This is a genomic window from Flexivirga aerilata (assembly GCF_013002715.1).
Lineage (GTDB): Bacteria > Actinomycetota > Actinomycetes > Actinomycetales > Dermatophilaceae > Flexivirga > Flexivirga aerilata.
In genome coordinates this window covers 407,657-425,696 of sequence record NZ_JABENB010000002.1, presented here as the reverse complement: position 1 = coordinate 425,696, position 18,040 = coordinate 407,657, and the positions used below count along the sequence as shown (strand labels likewise).

Annotated in this window: 16 protein-coding genes; 7 read left to right on the top strand and 9 right to left on the bottom strand. The window is 70.6% G+C overall.

Going from position 1 to position 18,040, the window contains the following annotated elements:
• Window positions 1-10: 10 nt before the first annotated feature.
• The gene (locus HJ588_RS13850) at window positions 11-1,669 is read left to right on the top strand and encodes a phospholipase C (RefSeq protein WP_171156538.1); all 1,659 of its coding nucleotides are present in this window, start codon (window positions 11-13) and stop codon (window positions 1,667-1,669) included.
• On the opposite strand, the gene HJ588_RS13845 is transcribed toward HJ588_RS13850, so the two are convergent.
• The gene (locus HJ588_RS13845; protein WP_171156536.1) at window positions 1,670-3,328 is read right to left on the bottom strand and encodes an acyl-CoA dehydrogenase family protein; all 1,659 of its coding nucleotides are present in this window, start codon (window positions 3,326-3,328) and stop codon (window positions 1,670-1,672) included.
• Window positions 3,329-3,387: 59 nt separating this feature from the next.
• On the opposite strand from HJ588_RS13845, the gene HJ588_RS13840 reads away from it, so the two are divergent.
• The 4 genes from HJ588_RS13840 (at window position 3,388) to HJ588_RS13825 (ending at window position 7,863) form a co-directional block, all read left to right on the top strand.
• Complete coding sequence (locus HJ588_RS13840; protein ID WP_171156533.1) at window positions 3,388-4,164, top strand: maleylpyruvate isomerase family mycothiol-dependent enzyme; 777 nt, start codon at window positions 3,388-3,390, stop codon at window positions 4,162-4,164.
• Between the two features lie 4 nt (window positions 4,165-4,168).
• Window positions 4,169-4,822 carry an MSMEG_1061 family FMN-dependent PPOX-type flavoprotein gene (locus tag HJ588_RS13835; RefSeq protein ID WP_171156531.1) on the top strand — a complete coding sequence of 218 codons (654 nt, stop codon included), beginning with the start codon at window positions 4,169-4,171 and terminating at the stop codon, window positions 4,820-4,822.
• Window positions 4,819-6,189, top strand: coding sequence for a CoA transferase (locus tag HJ588_RS13830; protein WP_343036729.1), 1,371 nt, complete (start codon window positions 4,819-4,821; stop codon window positions 6,187-6,189). Before HJ588_RS13835 ends, HJ588_RS13830 begins: the two co-directional genes overlap by 4 nt.
• Window positions 6,190-6,414: 225 nt before the next feature.
• Window positions 6,415-7,863, top strand: coding sequence for an HNH endonuclease signature motif containing protein (locus tag HJ588_RS13825; RefSeq protein ID WP_171156528.1), 1,449 nt, complete (start codon window positions 6,415-6,417; stop codon window positions 7,861-7,863).
• 111 nt (window positions 7,864-7,974) lie between these two features.
• Here the strand turns inward: HJ588_RS13825 and HJ588_RS13820 are convergent, their stop codons facing one another.
• Complete coding sequence (locus tag HJ588_RS13820) at window positions 7,975-8,364, bottom strand: DoxX family protein (protein WP_171156526.1); 390 nt, start codon at window positions 8,362-8,364, stop codon at window positions 7,975-7,977.
• A 142-nt stretch (window positions 8,365-8,506) separates the two neighbouring features.
• Window positions 8,507-9,349 (bottom strand): GNAT family N-acetyltransferase, encoded by an 843-nt coding sequence (locus tag HJ588_RS13815; protein ID WP_343036728.1) that lies wholly within the window; start codon window positions 9,347-9,349, stop codon window positions 8,507-8,509.
• An 85-nt stretch (window positions 9,350-9,434) separates the two neighbouring features.
• Here HJ588_RS13815 and HJ588_RS13810 point away from each other — a divergent pair, with 85 nt between their 5' ends.
• The gene (locus tag HJ588_RS13810) at window positions 9,435-10,040 is read left to right on the top strand and encodes a DUF402 domain-containing protein (protein ID WP_171156522.1); all 606 of its coding nucleotides are present in this window, start codon (window positions 9,435-9,437) and stop codon (window positions 10,038-10,040) included.
• 22 nt (window positions 10,041-10,062) lie between these two features.
• Here the strand turns inward: HJ588_RS13810 and HJ588_RS13805 are convergent, their stop codons facing one another.
• Window positions 10,063-10,752 (bottom strand): response regulator, encoded by a 690-nt coding sequence (locus tag HJ588_RS13805; protein ID WP_171156520.1) that lies wholly within the window; start codon window positions 10,750-10,752, stop codon window positions 10,063-10,065.
• Entirely contained in the window at window positions 10,722-11,834 is a 1,113-nt protein-coding gene (locus tag HJ588_RS13800) for a sensor histidine kinase (protein ID WP_171156517.1), read from the bottom strand. The genes HJ588_RS13805 and HJ588_RS13800 overlap by 31 nt, the downstream gene beginning before the upstream one ends.
• Before the next feature lie 233 nt (window positions 11,835-12,067).
• On the opposite strand from HJ588_RS13800, the gene HJ588_RS13795 reads away from it, so the two are divergent.
• Window positions 12,068-12,964: a hypothetical protein gene (locus HJ588_RS13795; protein WP_171156515.1), complete on the top strand. Its 897-nt coding sequence runs from the start codon at window positions 12,068-12,070 to the stop codon at window positions 12,962-12,964.
• Between the two features lies 1 nt (window position 12,965).
• On the opposite strand, the gene HJ588_RS13790 is transcribed toward HJ588_RS13795, so the two are convergent.
• Genes HJ588_RS13790 through HJ588_RS13775 form a run of 4 tightly spaced genes read right to left on the bottom strand, consistent with a single transcriptional unit; the run spans window position 12,966 to window position 17,991 of the window.
• Window positions 12,966-14,678, bottom strand: a complete 1,713-nt coding sequence (locus tag HJ588_RS13790) for an alpha/beta-hydrolase family protein (RefSeq protein WP_171156513.1) — start codon at window positions 14,676-14,678, stop codon at window positions 12,966-12,968.
• A 28-nt stretch (window positions 14,679-14,706) separates the two neighbouring features.
• Window positions 14,707-15,867 (bottom strand): flavodoxin-dependent (E)-4-hydroxy-3-methylbut-2-enyl-diphosphate synthase, encoded by a 1,161-nt coding sequence (ispG, locus tag HJ588_RS13785; protein WP_425483555.1) that lies wholly within the window; start codon window positions 15,865-15,867, stop codon window positions 14,707-14,709.
• A gap of 4 nt (window positions 15,868-15,871) precedes the next feature.
• Window positions 15,872-16,609 (bottom strand): class I SAM-dependent DNA methyltransferase, encoded by a 738-nt coding sequence (locus HJ588_RS13780; RefSeq protein ID WP_171156511.1) that lies wholly within the window; start codon window positions 16,607-16,609, stop codon window positions 15,872-15,874.
• 53 nt (window positions 16,610-16,662) lie between these two features.
• Window positions 16,663-17,991 carry a site-2 protease family protein gene (locus tag HJ588_RS13775; RefSeq protein WP_171156508.1) on the bottom strand — a complete coding sequence of 443 codons (1,329 nt, stop codon included), beginning with the start codon at window positions 17,989-17,991 and terminating at the stop codon, window positions 16,663-16,665.
• Window positions 17,992-18,040: the final 49 nt, after the last annotated feature.

The following is an 18,040-nucleotide window of genomic DNA, read 5'->3' as shown; positions in this document are numbered from 1 at the left end:
GGGAGAGAACATGCGTAAGAAGCGTGCAGCAGTGTTCGCGGCATGCGCCGGAGTCGCCGTCGCAGCGTCCGGTGCCACCGTCGCAGCGTCCGGTGCCACCGTCGCGCTGAGCGGAGGCGCCGACGCCACACCGGTGAAGGCCGCATCCGCCAAGGGTCCGATCAAGCACGTGGTCGTGCTGTTCGACGAGAACATCTCCTTCGACCACTACTTCGGCACCTACCCGAACGCCGCCAATACCGACGGCACGAAGTTCACCGCGGCGTCTCATACGCCCAAGGCCAACACCGTGCAGAACGCGGGGCTGATCCGGTCAAATCCCAATCTTTACAACCCTTTCCGGCTCTCGTCGAAGCAGGCCGTCACCTGCGACCAGAACCACTCCTACCGCCCCGAGCAGAAGGCGGTGAACGACGGTAAGAACGACAAGTACGTCGAGAACACCAGCGTCGACACCTGCACCGGGCAGTACGGCGCGCCGGGCCTGGCGATGGGCTACTACGACGGCAACACTGTCACCGGCCTCTGGAACTACGCCCAGCACTACGCGATGAGCGACAACATGTACAGCTCCACCTACGGTCCGTCGACCCCCGGCGCACTCAACCTGATCGCCGGACAGACCTACGGCGTGCACGCGGTCGACCCGAAGACCGGCAAGCCGGCCACCGACAGCTACGTCCTGTCGGGGGCGAACGCCAAGGGAGTCGGCACGGTCACCAACGACCCGGACCCGGCATACGACGACTGCTCGGGCAAGAACCACACCTCCACCAACAACCTCGCGGTGATGGACGGCAAGAACATCGGCGACACGATGAACGACGCCGGCGTCTCGTGGGGTTGGTTCCAGGGCGGATTCGCGCCGAGCACGGCGTACGCCGGGGACGGCACCTACGCCCAGTGCAAGACCTCGCACACCAACATCGCGGGCGCCTCGTCGGTCGACTACAGCCCGCACCACAACCCGTTCGAGTACTACAAGTCGACCTCGAACCCGCACCACCTGCCGCCGAAGTCGACCGCCGAGATCGGCCACAACGGGCAGGCCAACCACGAGTACGACCTGACCGACTTCGACAAGGCGCTCGCCGCGGGCACCATGCCGGCGGTGTCCTTCCTCAAGGCCGGCGAATACCAGGACGGTCACGCGGGCTACTCCGACCCGATCGACGAGCAGCACTTCCTGGTCGACGAGATCAACAAGATCCAGCAGTCACCGGAGTGGAGCAGCACCGCGATCGTCGTGACGTATGACGACTCCGACGGCTGGTATGACCACCGGAGCTCGAAGGTGCTCACCGGCGCTCAGGACGCCTCGCTCAACGAGCCGATGTGCACCGCGGTCAAGGAGCCGGTCACCGCGTCCGGCCCGCAGGACGACCGGTGCGGCCCCGGCCCGCGCATGCCGTTCCTCGTGATCTCGCCCTACGCCAAGCCCAACTCGATCGGTCACGCGCCGCTGGAGCAGGCGTCGGTGCTGACCTTCATCGAGCAGAACTGGAAGCTGCCGCAACTCGGCAACGGCTCCTTCGACGCCCGCGCGGCATCGTTCGGGTCGCTGCTCAGCGGCAGCCCGAAGGCCGACACCGTGCTGCTCAACGCCGACGGCTCGGTGCAGTCCGTGACGCCCCCGTCCAAGGGCAAGGGCAAGGGCAAGCAGAGCTGATCACGGTATGACGGGGGTCGCCCGCCGCACGATCGCGGCGGTGTCGACACCCGCGGGCAGGGTGCCGAAGACCCCGGCGCCCTGCCCGAGCACCCGCGACACCAGGAACGCGTCGGCCACCGCGGCCGGCGCGTTCCGCACGAGCAGGCTCGCCTGCAGCAGCACCGCCATGCGCGCCGCGAGCCAGCGCGCGACATACTGCGCGCTCTCCGGATCGGTAATGTTGGCAATGGTTTTCAGCACCTCGTCGACGCCGTCCCGCAGCTCGGGGGTGTCTGCGGCGTCGACCTCGTCGCGCCATACGTCCACGCCCTCGGGAGTGCGCTGCAGCACCCGCAGCACGTCGAGTGCATTGACGTTGCCGCTGCCCTCCCAGATCGAGTTGAGCGGCGACTCGCGAAAGAGCATCGGCATGCCGGACTCCTCGACGTAACCGTTGCCACCGAGCGTCTCCAGCGCCTCGGCGACGTGGAACGACGTGCGCTTGCACACCCAGAACTTCGCGACCGGCAGACCGATGCGCCGGAACGCCCGCTCCGCCGGGTCGTCCGCCTGGTCCACCGCGCGGGCCAGCCGCAGCCCGAGGTGCGTGGCCGCCTCCGACTCCACCGCGAGGTCGGCGAGCACGTTGCGCATCGCCGGCTTGTCGGCCAGCAGCCCGCCAAACGCGCTGCGGTGCGCCGCGTGCCAGGTCGCCTCCGCGACACTGCGCCGCATCAGCGACGCGGACCCGAGCACGCAGTCCAGGCGGGTCGAGGCGACCATCTCGATGATCGTCCGCACGCCCGCACCCTCGTCCCCGAGCCGTATGCCGTGGGCCCCGTCATACTCCAGCTCGCTGGAGGCGTTGGCGCGGTTGCCGAGCTTGTCCTTCAGCCGCACGATGCGCAGCGTGTTGCGGCTGCCGTCGGGCAGCACCCGCGGGAGCACGAAACAGGTCAGGCCGCCGGGCGCCTGGGCGAGGGTGAGGAAGATGTCGTTCATCGGCGCCGAGGTGAACCACTTGTGCCCGGTGAGCCGGTAGCTGCCGTCGGGCTGGGGTGCGGCGACCGTGGTGTTGCTGCGCACGTCGGAGCCGCCCTGCTTCTCGGTCATGCTCATCCCGGCGAGCAGACCGGCCTTCTCGGCAGTCGGGCGAAGGCCGAAATCATAAGTGCGAGAGGTTAATCCGGGGGTGAACTCCGCCGCGAGGGCAGCGTCCGCGCGCAGTGCGGGCACGGCCGCGTAGGTCATCGAGCCGGGGCACCCATGGCCGGGTTCGACCGCGCTCCAGGCGACCGACCCGGCAGCGCGCCGCACGTGCGGACTCGGCCCGTCGTCGGCCCAGGCGGTGCCGGCGAGGCCGAAACGGATGCTCTTGTCCATCAGCCAGTGCCAGCTCGGGTGGTAGTCGACCTCGTCGACCCGGTTGCCATAGCGGTCGACGGCGCGGAAGACCGGCTCATGCTCGTTGGCCAGCATCCCGTGCTCGCGCGCCTCGGCGGAGCCGGCCACCGCGCCGACCTCGGTCAGCGAGGCGATCACGGTGTCGGCGTCGCCGCCAGTCTGCGCACGGATCGCGTCGAGCAGCGCGGCATCACCGGTCACCGTGTTGTGGCCGGCGAGTGGCGGCACCTGGTTGCCAGGGGTGCGGGCGAACGGGTCCTGGAACTCGGGCATGTGACCCAGGCTACTCACGAGTAGGACATCGGCACCAGGGTCAGCGATACGGTCGGTCCATGCCTGCTTCGCTAGCGCTCGACGACTACCTGGACGGCCTCGCGACGGCGGCGGCCCGCCTACGCGAGGACACCGCGGAGCTGCCCGAGGAGTCGATGGTGCCGACCTGCCCGCAGTGGTCGGCCCTCCAGCTCATCGCGCACACCGGGATGGTGCACCGGTGGGCGACCGCCGTCATCCGTGGCGACGAGGCGGCGAAGGCCCCGTCATACAGCGCGGGGCTGGAGGAGGAGGGGATGCAGCAGACCGACCCTGGTGGCTGGCTGCTCGCCGGGTCGGACGCCCTGGAGCGCGCCCTGCGCGACGCCCCGGCCGACCTCGACGTGTTCTTCTTCCTCAACGACGCCCCCGAGTCCCGCCTGGCCTGGGCGCGGCGGCAGTGTCACGAGACGACGGTGCACGCGTTCGACGCCCTGGCGGCCCGGCTCGGGCAGGTGCCGTCGGCCGCGGACGCCGAGCTCGACCCGCGGATCGCGGCGGACGGCATCGACGAGCTGCTCCGCGGGTTCGCCACGCGCCGCAAGGAGTCGATGCTCACCAGTCGCCCGATCAGCGTCGCAGTGCAGCCGGACGACGTCGAGCAGAGCTGGACCTTGCGCCTCTCCCCCGACGGCACGACCTGCGACCTCGGGCTGCCCGACCGGGCGGACTCGACCTGGACCGGCACCGCCGCCGAGCTCTACCTCGGGCTCTGGAACCGTGGCCGCCAGATCGGCCAGGACGGGCTGGACGTGATCGGCTTCTGGCGGGACAACATGCGAGTGGAGTGGAGCTAGACCGGTGTATGACGAGAGCCGCAACCCCTACGCCGGCCTGCCGACGATCACCGACGTCGCGCAGCTGGAGCTCCTCGGCACGCCCGAGCCGGCGGTCCGCGACAAGGTGCGCGACGTGCTGCACCCGCTCGACAAGGAGTGGCTGGCCGCATCACCGCTGGTCTTCGTCGGCACGGCGACCCCCGACGGCCGGTGCGACGTGTCGCCGAAGGGCGACCCCAACGGCCTGGCGCTGGTGCTCGACGACCACACGATCGTCATCCCCGAGCGCGCCGGCAACAAGCGCATGGACGGCTTCCACAACATCCTGGCCAACCCGCACATCGGGCTCAACTTTGTGATCCCCGGTCGCGGAGACACGTTGCGGGTCAACGGAATTGCCCAGTTGGTCACCGACGGCCCGTTCTTCGACGACCTCGTCGTCAAGGGTCACCGGCCGACGCTGGCAACGATCGTGCACGTGGAGGAGGTCTTCTACCACTGCCCGAAGGCGTTCATGCGCGCCGGAGTGTGGAAGCCGGACACCTGGGCGCCGGAGGCGGTGCGCCTCTACGCCGACGTCGCCAAGGAGCTGTGGCGCAAGGGCGACGACCCGGCCGAGGTCGAGGCGCACTACGCCGAGCAGCGATACGCCGCACAGCTCTACCCCACGACGTGACCTGGCCGACCTTGCCGCTGCCCTGGCCGACGACCGCACAGGTGCGCGGACCGCGCCGGTGGTGGGACGGCCCGCTCGACGTCGAGGGGCTGGCGGTCGGGAGCGTGCGGGCCGCCGTGTCGGCGGCGAACACCGTTGCGATTGCTCGCGATTGCCCCTGGAGCGGCTGGGTGGCGAGTGGCCTGGTGGGCGCGTCCTTCGGGTCCATCGGCCGGCTGCGGGTCGACGGCTCGCCGGTCGCCGAATGGGCCGAGTTGTCCGGCTTCTTCGCTGCGGCCGACGGCTGGGTGCGGCTGCACGGCAACTACCCGCATCATGCCGAGGTGCTGCGGCGGGTGCTCGACGCGAACGGGCGCGCGGGCGATCAGGCGGGCGATCGTGCGGGCGTCGCAGCGGCCGTGCGCTCGCGCGCAGCCCTCGAGGTCGAGGCAGCCGTGCGCGCGGCCGGTGGCATCGCGGGCGCGGTGCGCAGTCCGGATGCCTGGCGTGAGCATCCGCACCATGCCGCCGCGATCGCCGGCACCGGACTGGTCACCGTCGGCACTCCGACCGGCGCAGTCCGACCGCTTGAGCCATCGGTCTCGTTGCCGCTCAGCGGGATTCGCGTACTCGACCTGACGCGGGTGATCGCCGGCCCGACCGCCGCCCGCTTCCTCGGCGCGCTCGGTGCCGACGTGCTGCGCGTCGACCCCCCGGCGATGCCCGAGCTGCTCGGGCAGCATCTGGACACCGGTTTCGCCAAACGGAGCACGGTGCTCGACTTCGGCTCCGACGACCAGTTGGCGACCGCCCGCGAGCTGGCCGGGTCGGCGGACATCGTGCTGTCGTCCTACCGGCCGGGAGCGCTGAAACGCTTCGGCCTTGACCGGGATTCGCTGCTCGCCGGTCACCCGCACCTGGTCGTGGTGGAGCTGTCCGCATGGGGTGACACCGGGCCGTGGGCGACGCAGCGCGGCTTCGACAGCATCGTGCAGGCGGTCACCGGGATCGCCAGCCGGTATGCCGCAGCGGATGGCACTCCCGGCGCCCTTCCCGTGCAGGCACTCGACCACGCCACCGGCTACCTGATGGCGACCAGCGCGATGCGACTGCTCAGCCGGCGCCCGCAGGAGGGTGGTGCCTCCGCACGTCTGGCGCTCGCGCGCACCGCCGACTGGTTGCTGCAGGCGCCCGCCGTCGGAGGGACGGTGGACGCGGATGCGTTCGACGGCCCCGACTGCCCGCTGTGGCTGGAGCAGGCTGATTCGTCATACGGCCTGCTGGAGGGGGTGCGGCCGCCCGTTTTCGCCGGTGACGTGCCGCTCGAATATCCCACCGCACCAACGCGATACGGCGCCGATGTTCCCGAGTGGTGGCAGCGGGAGTAGTGGCTCCGTCGAGCGTTCCCGTGGCTGCGATGCCCACGGCCCCCGGCCGTGCTCACGCTGACGGGGTCGGGTGAACAGTGAGCAGTCGGTCCACCGACTGGCGATTGCTGCACAGTTAGGGAGTGATCAGACGGAATCTTCTCCTCGAACATATGTCCATTGTCGGTGCTTCGCGGTATGATGATCACACGACGAAAACCACTGCGGCGGAAGGAGATTCGGTCCATGTCTCTCGATTCTGCTGTGCCGCTGCCCGAGCGCCCCGGCGCGCCGGAGGGTGATGTGCGGGGGCCGGTTGAGCCGGGTCGCGGGCCAGTCGCGCTGCAGGAGTTGGAGACGCTCGTAGCGGTCGTTGACGAGATGCCCGCCCTGATCCATCAACTCGGGGACGCCCAGGTGGAGTCGTTGACGCAGGTGTTGTTGCGGTTGCATGGGCGTTCGGCGCAGGTTGCTGCGGTGGTGACTGCTGATGCGGTGGATCGGGGCACGGTCGCGAGCTCGATAGCGGCGAACACCACCCAGTGGGTATGCCGTCACGCCGAAGCATCCGGGGTGCCGATCGAACCGGTCGAGGCGAAGACGATCGCGGTAGTCGCCGAGGCGTGCCGGGAGCGCAAGAACGCAGTCATCGCCGCCGCGGTCGCACGAGGTTCGTGCACGGTGTCGACCGCGCGGGCGGCGTTGATCAATGCAGACAAGGTGGCGCCGGTCATCCCGACCGCCGACCGCGGTGAAGTGCTGGCCTGGTTCCTCCAACTCGACCCGGCGTTGGGTGCACGTGGGGTGCAGGCCTTGACGCGGAAGATCCTCGCGACCTACGCCACCGAAGCCCTCTCCGCGCAGGACGCGAAACTCGAACACGTTGAAACCCTCACCTGGGGCAAGACCGCTACCGGGATGACCCGGTTGGTCGCGGAGTTGGCACCCGCGAATGCTGCGATCTTGAAGGCCGCGATCACGGCCGGGTCCGCACCACGACCCGCCACCGCCGACACCGCCGACACCGGCGGTTCCGGGCCCACCGGATCACACAACGAACACGGCACGGGCGAGGCCGGCGAGCCGCGCGGCAAAGGCACCAGCACCAGCACCAGCACCAGCACCAGCGAAACCGTGCGGGACGACCGAACTCCGGGCAAGCGCCGCGCGGATGCGTTGATGGAGCTGATCGCTGCAGGCGCGAAAGTTGCCGCCGGTGAGGTCGCGCCGGTCGGGTCGGCGGCGACGATCCTGCTGACCATGGAACTGTCGGCGTTGACCGACGGGCTCGGCGGGGCGACCACCCCGGGCGGTGACGTGCTCGATGCCGGAGCCGCCCGCCGCGCCGCCTGTGACGCGGACCTGATCCCCGCGGTCCTCGGCGGACCCAGCCAACCGATGGATGTGGGCCGGCGAGAACGCCTGGTCACCAAGGGTTTACGCGCGGCTGTCGTCATACGCGATGGCGGGTGCACCTTCCCCGGCTGTGATCGGCCACCGGGTTTCTGCGAAGTCCATCACGTCAGACCCTGGTGGGCCGGCGGCGAAACCAGCCTCACCAACTCGGCCATCCTGTGCTGCCGACATCATCAGGAAGTCCACCGACACGGGTTCATGGCACACGTCCGTCCCGACGGCGTCACCTGGGATCTCACCCCCGGCCGCATGCCCGGCCACGCCCACGCCGCAGCATGAACGGCTACCCGGTGCTGGACAGCGAGCCTTTGCGTGGATGTCCTTGCGACTCGGCCCGTCGATGCCGACGGCTACGCAGCGGTGACCGTCCCGACGACCCGGAGACCCGACTCAGCGACCGGCCGTCCAGGCGGCCCGGATCAGCGGCCACTGCAACGGCAACCGGGCAACCGTGCCGGCGAAGAAGCCGACCCTGGGCACGGCCGCACCCTTGGCGGCGACGGCGCGCCCGGCGTCGAGGGTCATCTGCAGGTTCGCCGGCAACACCCCCACCAGGAGCCCGGCCGATGCCTTCCCGGCAATCTGCCGGGTGCGGGGCAGCAAAAGCCCTGCCGCACAAGCCAGTTCGGCGACACCGGAGGCATAGACGAGCTCACGCGCACGCGGCAACTGCGGCGGCACGATCGGCTCGAAGACCTGCGGGCGCACCAGGTGAATGATCCCGGATCCGGCGAAGGCAGCGACCAGCACCTTGGCGGTCGGACGCAATGGCTGAGTCATGCCGCCCACTCTGCCAGGCAGCGGCGAGCCACCCAGGCCTCGGCCCGGATGTCGGGCGGTCTGCCCAGAGCCGCGCCCCGGCGTGACGCTCAGCGGAATGGCGCTCACCGACGTGGCGCTCCGGGAGCGACGCTCGGCGATCCTAGAGGATGACGGTCGCGAACCGACTGACCTGCCGGAACCCAGCCGCATGGTAGGTGCGCAGGGCCGGTTCGTTGTAGGCGTTGACGTAGAGCGTCACCGTCGGCGCGATGGTGTCGATGACCTGCTGCACGACCGCATTCATCGCGGGTACGGCGACGCCCTGCCCACGGCGGTCGGGCGCCACCCACACGCCCTGGATCTGCGCGACCCCAGACGCGAGCGAGCCGATGTCGGCCTTGAAGATGACCCGGCCGTCCTCGACGATCACGAACGTGTGGCCGGCCCGGATCAACGCGGCGACCATCCGCCGGTAGTCGCGGTCGGAGCCGAGGTATGGCGCATAGCCGATCTCCTCGGTGAACATCCGCGCCGACGCCGGCAGCACGATGTCGACCTCGTCCACCCGCGCCGGGCGCACCCGCGAGTCGATCGGCCGACCGGAGAGCAGCGGCGCGGTCGACACCGCCATCATCGGCTGATCCGGGCGCACCGACCGCGCGCCGCCCCAGTGCCGCTCCAGCCGCGACCACAGGCCGAGCACCTGCTCGGAGTCACCGAAGATCGACGAGCAGCGGCGGCGTTTGCGGCGCAACCGCGCGGCATACGCGTCGAGCGCCTCACCGTCGGCGGCAACCGGCACGACGTTGGCGGAGATCCAGCACAGCGAACGCAACTGCCGCGACGCCTCGACCCCGAGCAGCGACCCGGTGAACGTCGGTCCGCCCTCGATCAGACGGGCCGCGACGAAGACGTTGGCCAGGGGGTCGGTCGCGCACAGGTCGAGCGCCGCGTTGTAGTCGCCCGGACCGAGGGTCCGCGCGGCGCTGAGAGTGCGTAACACACCTCTACCCTGCACCGTGCGAGCCCGCTGCGCGCGGAAAACGGGCGAACGATTGAATGTCGGACCAGATCGGTAACCTCCGACCATGCCCCGACCACCTGACCGGCCCACCGACCGGACGAGCACCGACCGGACGCGCACTGACCGGCCGAGCGAGCCCGGTACCCCGGTGCACGTCGACTACCGCAAGTGGGACGGTTCACCGCACTGGCAGAGCGACGGCGTCGTCGCCGGGGTCGACGAGCACGGCGTCTGGGTCGCGGTCCCGGCCGGGACGCACTTCGAGCGGCCGGGAGCTGCCTTCGACATCAACTGCGACTCGATCTCGCTTTTCCCCGACGCGGGCTGGACGCCGGCCTTCAACGACCAGGCCGAGGCGCAGCGCATCGCGGTCTACGTCGACATCACCACCACCCCGACCTGGTCGTATGACGAGAGCGGCTGGCGGGTCACGATGATCGATCTCGACCTGGACGTCATCCAGCGGGTCGACGGCTTCACGTTCGTCGACGACGAGGACGAATTCGCCGAGCACCGAAGGCAATTCGGCTACCCGGACGATGTCGTTGCACGGGCCGAGCAGGACACCCGGCAGGTTTTTCGGGCGGTGCGCGACCGCAGCGGGGCGTTCGACGGCACCGGCTGGGACTGGCTGCGCCGCTTCCAGGCCGGCCGCACGGCGACCGGGTGACGACGGCCACCCCAAGCCCGGCTCAGCCCACGAAGCCCGACTCGTAGGCGGCGATCACCGCCTGGGTGCGATCCCGCACCCCGAGCTTGGCCAGCAGCGCGGTGACGTGCGACTTCACCGTCTCGGCGCCGACGACCAGCTCGGCGGCGATCTCGGCGTTGGAGAGGCCGGTGGCGAGCAGCCGCAGCACCTCCTGCTCGCGCGCGGTGAGTTGCGGCAGCGCCCGGCGCGTGCGGCGAGCGGCCACGAGGTCGCGGATCGCGGCCGGGAAGAGCACCGCGTCGGTGCGGGCCAGCGTGCGGACCGCGAGCAGCAGTTGCTCGGCGCCCGCGCGTTTCAGCAGGAAGCCGGACGCGCCCGCGAGCAGCGCGTCATACACGTAGGAGTCGTGCTCGAACGTGGTCACCACCAGCACCCGCGGTGGCGCGGGCAGCCCGAGGAGGCGGCGAGTGGCCTCGATGCCGTCCAGTGCCGGCATCCGCACGTCCATCACGACGACATCCGGGCGCAGCTCCCGCGCGGCTGCGATCGCGTCGACCCCGTCGGCGGCGGTGCCGACGACGATGAGGTCGTCCTGGCTGCCGATGATCGCGGCAAAACCGTCGCGCACCATCGCGTCGTCGTCGACGACCAGCACCCGCACTGCGGCGTCGGGCTGCACGTCGGGCTGCACGTCGGAGTTCACTGCGGGATCACGGCGGTCAGCACCCATTGCCCCTCCTGGTCGCCGGCCTGCAGACTGCCACCCACCAGCCGCAGCCGTTCCCGCAGCCCGGGCAGCCCGCGGCCGCCACCGGGCGACGGCTCACCGATCGCGTTGGTCACGGTGATCCCCGCACCGTCGCCGGCCTCGACGCGCACCTGCGCTGGGCCGGTGCCGTGCTTGGCTGCGTTGGTCAGCCCCTCCTGCACCACCCGGTATGCCGTGCGCCGCACCCGCGCGGGGAGCGCCGCGAAGTCGCCGCGCACCGTCAGCTCGACCGGACCGGGCACAGCCGCCACCAGACGGCGCAGATCCTCTTCGGTGACAACGCTTTTCGCGGATTCGTCCGCGCTCCCCCGCAGGTCTCCGAGCAGCTGGTCCAACTCGCCGAGGGCGCGCTCGGTGGTGGCCCGGATGCGTTCCAGCGCGTCGCCGACCGGGCCCGCGGGCCGGTGCAGCAGGGCCGCCTGAGCCTGCACGTCGACCGCGGTCAGCGCATGCCCGACACTGTCGTGCAGTTCGCGGGCGAGCGCGTTGGCCTGCGCCAGCTCTGCCTCCCGGTCCGCCGCGTACGCCAGTCGGTCGGCCGCGGTCGGTCCCAGGAAGCGCGGCGCCGTCCGCACCAGCAACAGCCCGAAGACGGTCTGCACCGCGAACGCCGCCGGCACCAGCACCAGCCCGAGCGGCACCCGCCATACGCCGTCGCCCTGCACGCCACCGACGATCAGCCCGACCCCGAGCGGCACCAGGCTGAGCAGCACGACCGCGGCGACCGCACCGACCAGCGCGACCCACAGCGCCCAGGCCGCGCCGTGCCACCGGCTGTCCCAGGACCGCCGGTCGCGCACCGGCGGGAGCTGCACCCCGAGCAGCGGCCGGGCGAGCGCCACCTCGGCGTCGCGCACCGGCGGGCTGAGCAGCACGACCGCCGCGATCGCGAGCGCGAGCCCGGCCAGCGCGACGACCATCGCCCGGTCGCCGCCCGACGTCCGCCCGATCGTGTAGGCGAACGCCCAGCAGAGCCAGCCCACCAGCGCCGCCCCGGCAGCACCCAGCACGAGCAGCGCCGCACCTCTACTCGCTCGGGTCATGGCCCCATCCTGCCGGGCGGAACACGAGCAAAGATCCCCCGCGCGGGGGAACCGGATCCCCGGCAGGGGTGGCGCGCCGACCCGCGCCGAGCAGCGAGCGTGGGACCACCGACAAACGAGGTGGAGGACAGCATGCGACTTCCGATCGCAGAACATCGTGGGCGGCCGCTGCTGCGGTCGATCGGGCGCACCTGGGCGGCGCGGCAGGTCGCGGCACCCGAGGAGGTGACGTCATGACCACACTGCACAGCGCGCGCGGCCGCATGTCGTCCGGGCCGACCCGCTCCGCCGGTCGCGCGCAGCGCATCCTCGCCATCGGTGCGGCGTTGCTCGCCCTGCCCTACTTCATGCTCAAGGTGGTCTGGCTGTCCGGCTCGCGCATCGGCATCCAGGACCCGGACTTCGGCCGCAGCGCGGTGATGCACGCCCTCAACGGTGCCACGCTCGGGCTCGACCTCGCGGTCCTCGGGCTCGCGACCGTCTTCTACCGCAACGCCCGTCCCCGCAGCCTGCTCGTCGTGCCGCCGATGTGGATCGGCTACGGACTGCTCGGCCAGATCCTGCTGCTCATCGTGCCGGCGACCCTGCTGCAACCCACCACGAGCGCGAGCGCGGGGCCGGATGCGATCGCCGGCTGGGTGTATGCCGTCGTCTACACCGGCTTCTGCGGCATCGGGCTCTGCCTGCTGCCGGCGTTCGCGCTCTACGCCCGCGACCGGTGGGGGCGAGATTGGTCACGCCCATTGAAATCTGTTGCGCCACAACCAGTTCCAGCCTTCACGACCAGCGTGGCCGTGCTCGTGGCGCTGGCGCTGGCCGGCTACGGCCTCACCCGCGGTGACCTGCGCGACGGCGTCCCATGGCTCACCGACGCGGGCCTCGGAGCACTGGCCGTCCTCGCCCTCCTCGCCCTCTCCCGCGGTATGACGGCGCTCCCGCGCTGGTCGGCGCTGCTGGTGCTGTTCGCCGGGTCCGGTGCCTGGGTCGCGTGGGGCGTCTACGGTCTGGTGCTCGAGCTGGTGCCGAACGACCTGACGTCGGGCCCGTCGAGCGCGGCCCCCGTCATACTCAATGCGGCGAAGGTGGCCGGCGGCCTCGCCCTGGCGCGGACGATCCGGCGGCATGCCTGACTCAGTCCTTGTCGAGCGCCTCGACGGACGCGACGATCCGATCCTTCTCCCCCGGCCCGACCGGCACGTCGAGCACCCCGGCCCAGCCGTCGACCTGCTCGGCGCGGTAGCGGTGCCCGTGACCGCCCGGCGCGGAATTGGCCGAGATCAGGTCGACCGTGGTCAGCCAGAAGGTGACGAGTGGATACCAGCTGAGGTCGCCGTCGACGTCGAAACCGGACGGCTCCCGGCTCCACGACGGCCGGTCGTAGATCAGCGACCAGTCCCACCACACGATCGGGTCCGACGGATGCTGCATGAAGAGGAAGCGCCGGTCGCCCCACGGCCCGAGCGGGCGCCCGTAGGCGTCGGCGTCGATCTGGCCGGGGTTGCCGGCGAAGCGGATGGTGCGGCCGTTGTCGATGACCGGCGCGATCTGCGGGCTGCCCTTCTGCCGGGACGCGGTGATCGAGCGCCAGAGCGGCGTGGAGTTGGGGGTGCCGGTCCACAGCGCGCCGGCCACCGGCGATTTCAGCAACTCGCCGGCGTTGCCGAACGCCGCCTCCGTGCTTAGCGCGCCGAGCGACTCCCCGGACAGCAGCAGCTTGGGCCGTCGGTCGGCGGGCTGCGCCTCCACCAGCCGTATGACGCGACGCACGAGCGTGCGGCCCACCTGCGCGGGCAGCGAGCGGTTGGTGAGGAACTGCGCGACGCTCGGCAGGAACGAATACTGCACGGCCGCGGTCGCGACGTCACCGCCGGTCAGCGCCTCCAGCGAGCGCACGTTGTATTCGTCGACCCAGCCGCTGCCGGTCGTGCCGACCAGGTTGAGATAGCTGCGGCGGAGTGCTCCGGTGCGCTCGATCTCGCGCACGATGGTGTCGGCGAGCTGGTCGGCCTCGACGTGCCCGTCGGGCGGCGCGGCATAGAGCCGGATCGGCTGCTGGGCGGGCTTGCCGGTGAGTGCCTGCAACTGGGCCGGCGTCGGCGTGTGCGCGGTGTAGATCTGTCCCTCGCGACCGAGGTCGGCCCACGGCTGCGTGGCGCCGGGACCGCCCGAGACGAGCGGTGAGGTGGGCGCCGAAACATCTTCCGGCGACTGCTTGTTCACCTTCGACGCGGATGCGGACAGCATTTCCAGACCCTGCGCGGCGATCACGCTGGTCGACAGCCAGGTGCCGGCGAGCGCCACCAGGCAGACGGCGAGGAGTCCGGCGACCGGCTTCGGCAACGCAAAGCGCAGCACATGCCGCGACACCCGAAAAGCGCTGCGTACCGTCCAGATCAGCGCCATCAGCACACCGGTCACGCCGACCGCCGCGAGGAGCGAGAGCGCGTCGGTGCCGAGCGACGGGGCCGGCAGCCCGACCAGCGACGCACTGTGCCGGCGGCCCTGATAACCGGCTCCCCACACCACGACGGTGATCAGTGCGGCGAGTGTGTAGAGCACGACGTTCAGCCGCACCCGGTGCCGGTGGTCGACCACGAAGACCCGCACACCGAGCCAGCCCGCGACGTCCCGGACGATCGATCCGAGGAGCGCGCCGACGGCATAGCCGGTGACCACCGAGAGCGCGGACGCGGCCGCCTGCACATACCACGGGCGCGGCAGCAGGCTGGGCGCGAAGCTCACGAGCAGCGCGAGCCAGCCGACGATCAGGCCCAGCTCCGAGCGGCGCTCGACGAAGGCGACGAACCTGCCCGGTTGCTCCTCGGCAGCGGGCGTGGTCGTCACCGAGGCAGACTAACTGGCCGCCTCGGGGTCAGCCGACGGTGACGCTCGGGCTGCCCGCGGACTCCTCGTCGATCGGCTCGCCCATCTCCTCGGCGATCCGCATCGCCTCCTCGATGAGGGTCTCCACGATCTGTGCCTCCGGCACGGTCTTGATGACCTCGCCCTTGACGAAGATCTGGCCCTTGCCGTTGCCGGACGCGACGCCGAGGTCGGCCTCGCGGGCCTCGCCCGGGCCGTTGACGACGCAACCCATGACGGCCACGCGCAGCGGCACCGTCATACCCTCCAGCCCGGCGGTGACCTGGTCGGCGAGCGTGTAGACGTCGACCTGGGCGCGGCCGCAGGACGGGCAGGAGACGATCTCCAGCTTGCGCGGCTTGAGGTTGAGGCTCTGCAGGATCTGGTTGCCGACCTTCACCTCCTCGACCGGAGGCGCCGACAGCGAGACCCGGATGGTGTCGCCGATCCCCTTCGACAGCAGCGCGCCGAACGCGGTCGCCGACTTGATCGTGCCCTGGAACGCCGGGCCGGCCTCGGTCACCCCGAGGTGCAGCGGCCAGTCGCCGCGCTCGGCGAGCATCTCGTAGGCCTGCACCATCACGACGGGGTCGTTGTGCTTGACCGAGATCTTGAAGTCGTGGAAGTCGTGTTCCTCGAAGAGGCTCGCCTCCCACACCGCCGACTCGACCAGCGCCTCGGCGGTCGGCTTGCCGTACTTGTCGAGCAGCCGCTTGTCGAGCGAGCCGGCGTTGACGCCGATCCGGATCGACACGCCGGCGTCCTTGGCCGCCTGCGCGATCTGCTTGACCTGGTCGTCGAACTTGCGGATGTTGCCCGGGTTGACCCGCACGCCCGCGCAGCCGGCGTCGATGGCGGCGAAGACGTACTTGGGCTGGAAGTGGATGTCGGCGATCACCGGGATCTGCGCCTTCCGCGCGATCGCCGGCAGCGCGTCGGCGTCGTCCTGGCTGGGGCAGGCGACCCGCACGATGTCGCAGCCCGACGCGGTCAGCTCCGCGATCTGCTGCAGCGTGGCGTTGATGTCGGTCGTCGGCGTGGTGCACATCGACTGCACCGAGATCGGAGCGTCACCTCCGACGTCGACCTTGCCGACCTTGATCTTGCGGGTCTTGCGGCGGGGTGCGAGCACCGGCGCGGGCGCGCTCGGCATACCGAGGGAAACAGTCACCCCTTCAGTATGACTCCGGCTTGCGCCATACCGAGACGTGGCTCTCGCTGTCGCCGGTGAAGGGTGCGCCCGCCCAGTCCGCGGCCCGGCTCTCGAACTCCAGCCCGGCCAGTTGCGCCATCAGGTCGCACTCGGCCGGCCAGATGTAGCGGAAGTTGTGGATCCCGTAGCGGAAGCTGCCGTCCGCCTCCCGCGTGTAGTGGTGTGAGATCCCGGCCTGAGTGGACAGGTCGTAGGTGTCGAAGCCCACGTGCTCGGGGCTGAGGTCGAACGGTGCCGCGACCTGGCCGGGCGGCATACGGCGTATGGAGGGCAGTCCCAGCTCGATCACGAACCGGCCGCCGGGCGCGAGATGGCGAGCCGCGTTGCGGAAGCACTCGACCTGTTCGGCCTGCGTGCGGAGGTTGCCGATGGTGTTGAAGACCAGGTAGACGAGGCTGAACTCCCCCGGCACGACCGTCGTCGCCATGTCGCCGACCGTCACCGGCAGCTCGGGTCGTTTGGCGTGCAGCTGCTCGACCATCGGCGCGGACAGCTCGATGCCGACGACGTCGACGCCCTTGTCCGCCAACGGGATTGCGACCCGGCCGGTGCCGATCGCAAACTCCAGCGCCCGGCCGTCACCGGCAAGGTCGGCGAGAAACGCGACCGTGGGGTCGAGCACCTCCGGGGCAAACATCTCGGGTGACTCCGCGTCGTAGCGGGCCGCGGTGTCGGCATCCCAGAGGTCGCTGCTCGTCATAGCCCGAGCCTCGCGGACCCGGCCGTCCGGACGCCAACGATTTTCTGTTCGGCTCAGCCGAGCTTGATCGGGTTGACGATGTCGGCATAGGCCAGCAACCCGAACATCACGAGCAGCACGATCGACACGGCATACGCGATGGGCAGGGCCTTGGCGACGTCGACGTAGACGGGACCCTCGATGCCGCGGGCGCGGGCAATGCGGCGCTTGACCGCCTCCCAGAGCGCGCCCGCGATGTGACCGCCGTCGAGCGGCAGGAGCGGCACCAGGTTGAAGACGAACAGCGCCAGGTTGAGCGAGGCGATGATCATCAGCAGGAAGGTCAGCTTGTCGCCGAAACTGGCCGGCGCCGACGCCACGTCGCCGGCGGTGCGGCCGACGCCCACCACCGACTGCGGGCCGTTCTTGTCGCGGGTGCCGTCGCCGAACGCGGCGTAGCCGACGCCGACCATCTTCTGCGGGATCTTCACAAAGACCGAGGCGGTGCGCTGCAGCGCGTCACCGAAGGTGCCGAGCGCGGCCGGGATCGACTGGCGCTCGGTGCGGTAGGTGCCACCGATCGAGGCGCTCATCACGCCGACCTGCTCGGTCTCGACCTGGCCCTTCCAGTTGACGACCTCGGTGCCGCTCTTGTCGAGCTTCGGCATCAGCCGCTGCTGCGGGGTCACGGTGAGCGTGAGGCGCTGGTCGCCGCGCTGCACGACGATCGGCACCGCCTGTCCGGCGTGCGACCGGATCACGTCGGTGAGGTCACTGGTCGTCGTCACCGCCTCGCCGCCCGCGGACAGCACCCGGTCGCCCTCCTTGAGGCCGGCCGCAGCGGCCGGGGTGCGGTCGGCCGCCGAGCACGTCTGCGGGACGGTGCCGTCCGAAAGCGCCTGACACTGCTGGACTTTGGCGATCGATGCCGACTTCTGCACCGGCAGGCCGATGCCGCTCGCGATCACGATCAGCAGCACCAGCGCGATGACCAGGTTCATGAACGGGCCGCCGAACATGATGACGACCTTCTTCCAGGTCGCCAGCTTGTAGAAGACCCGGTCACGATCCTTGGCGGGGATCGGCTCGTATGCCGCCTCGCGCATCTGGTCGGCCATCTGGCTGAACCGGCCGGTCGAGGAGACCCGCGCCATACCGTCGTCCTGACCGCGGGCCGGCGGGAACATGCCGATCATCCGGATGTAGCCGCCGAGCGGGATGGCCTTGACGCCATACTCGGTCTCGCCCTTGCGCCGGGACCAGATCGTCGGGCCGAAGCCGACCATGTACTGGGTCACCTTGACGCCGAACTTCTTGGCGGGCAGCAGGTGACCGATCTCGTGCAGGGCGATGGACACGCCCACGCCGAGCAGCAGGAAGATCACGCCGAGGAGGTACAGCACGTGTGCAATCGTCGCACGGCCGGCCGGGTCGTGCCGACGCCGACGGCGC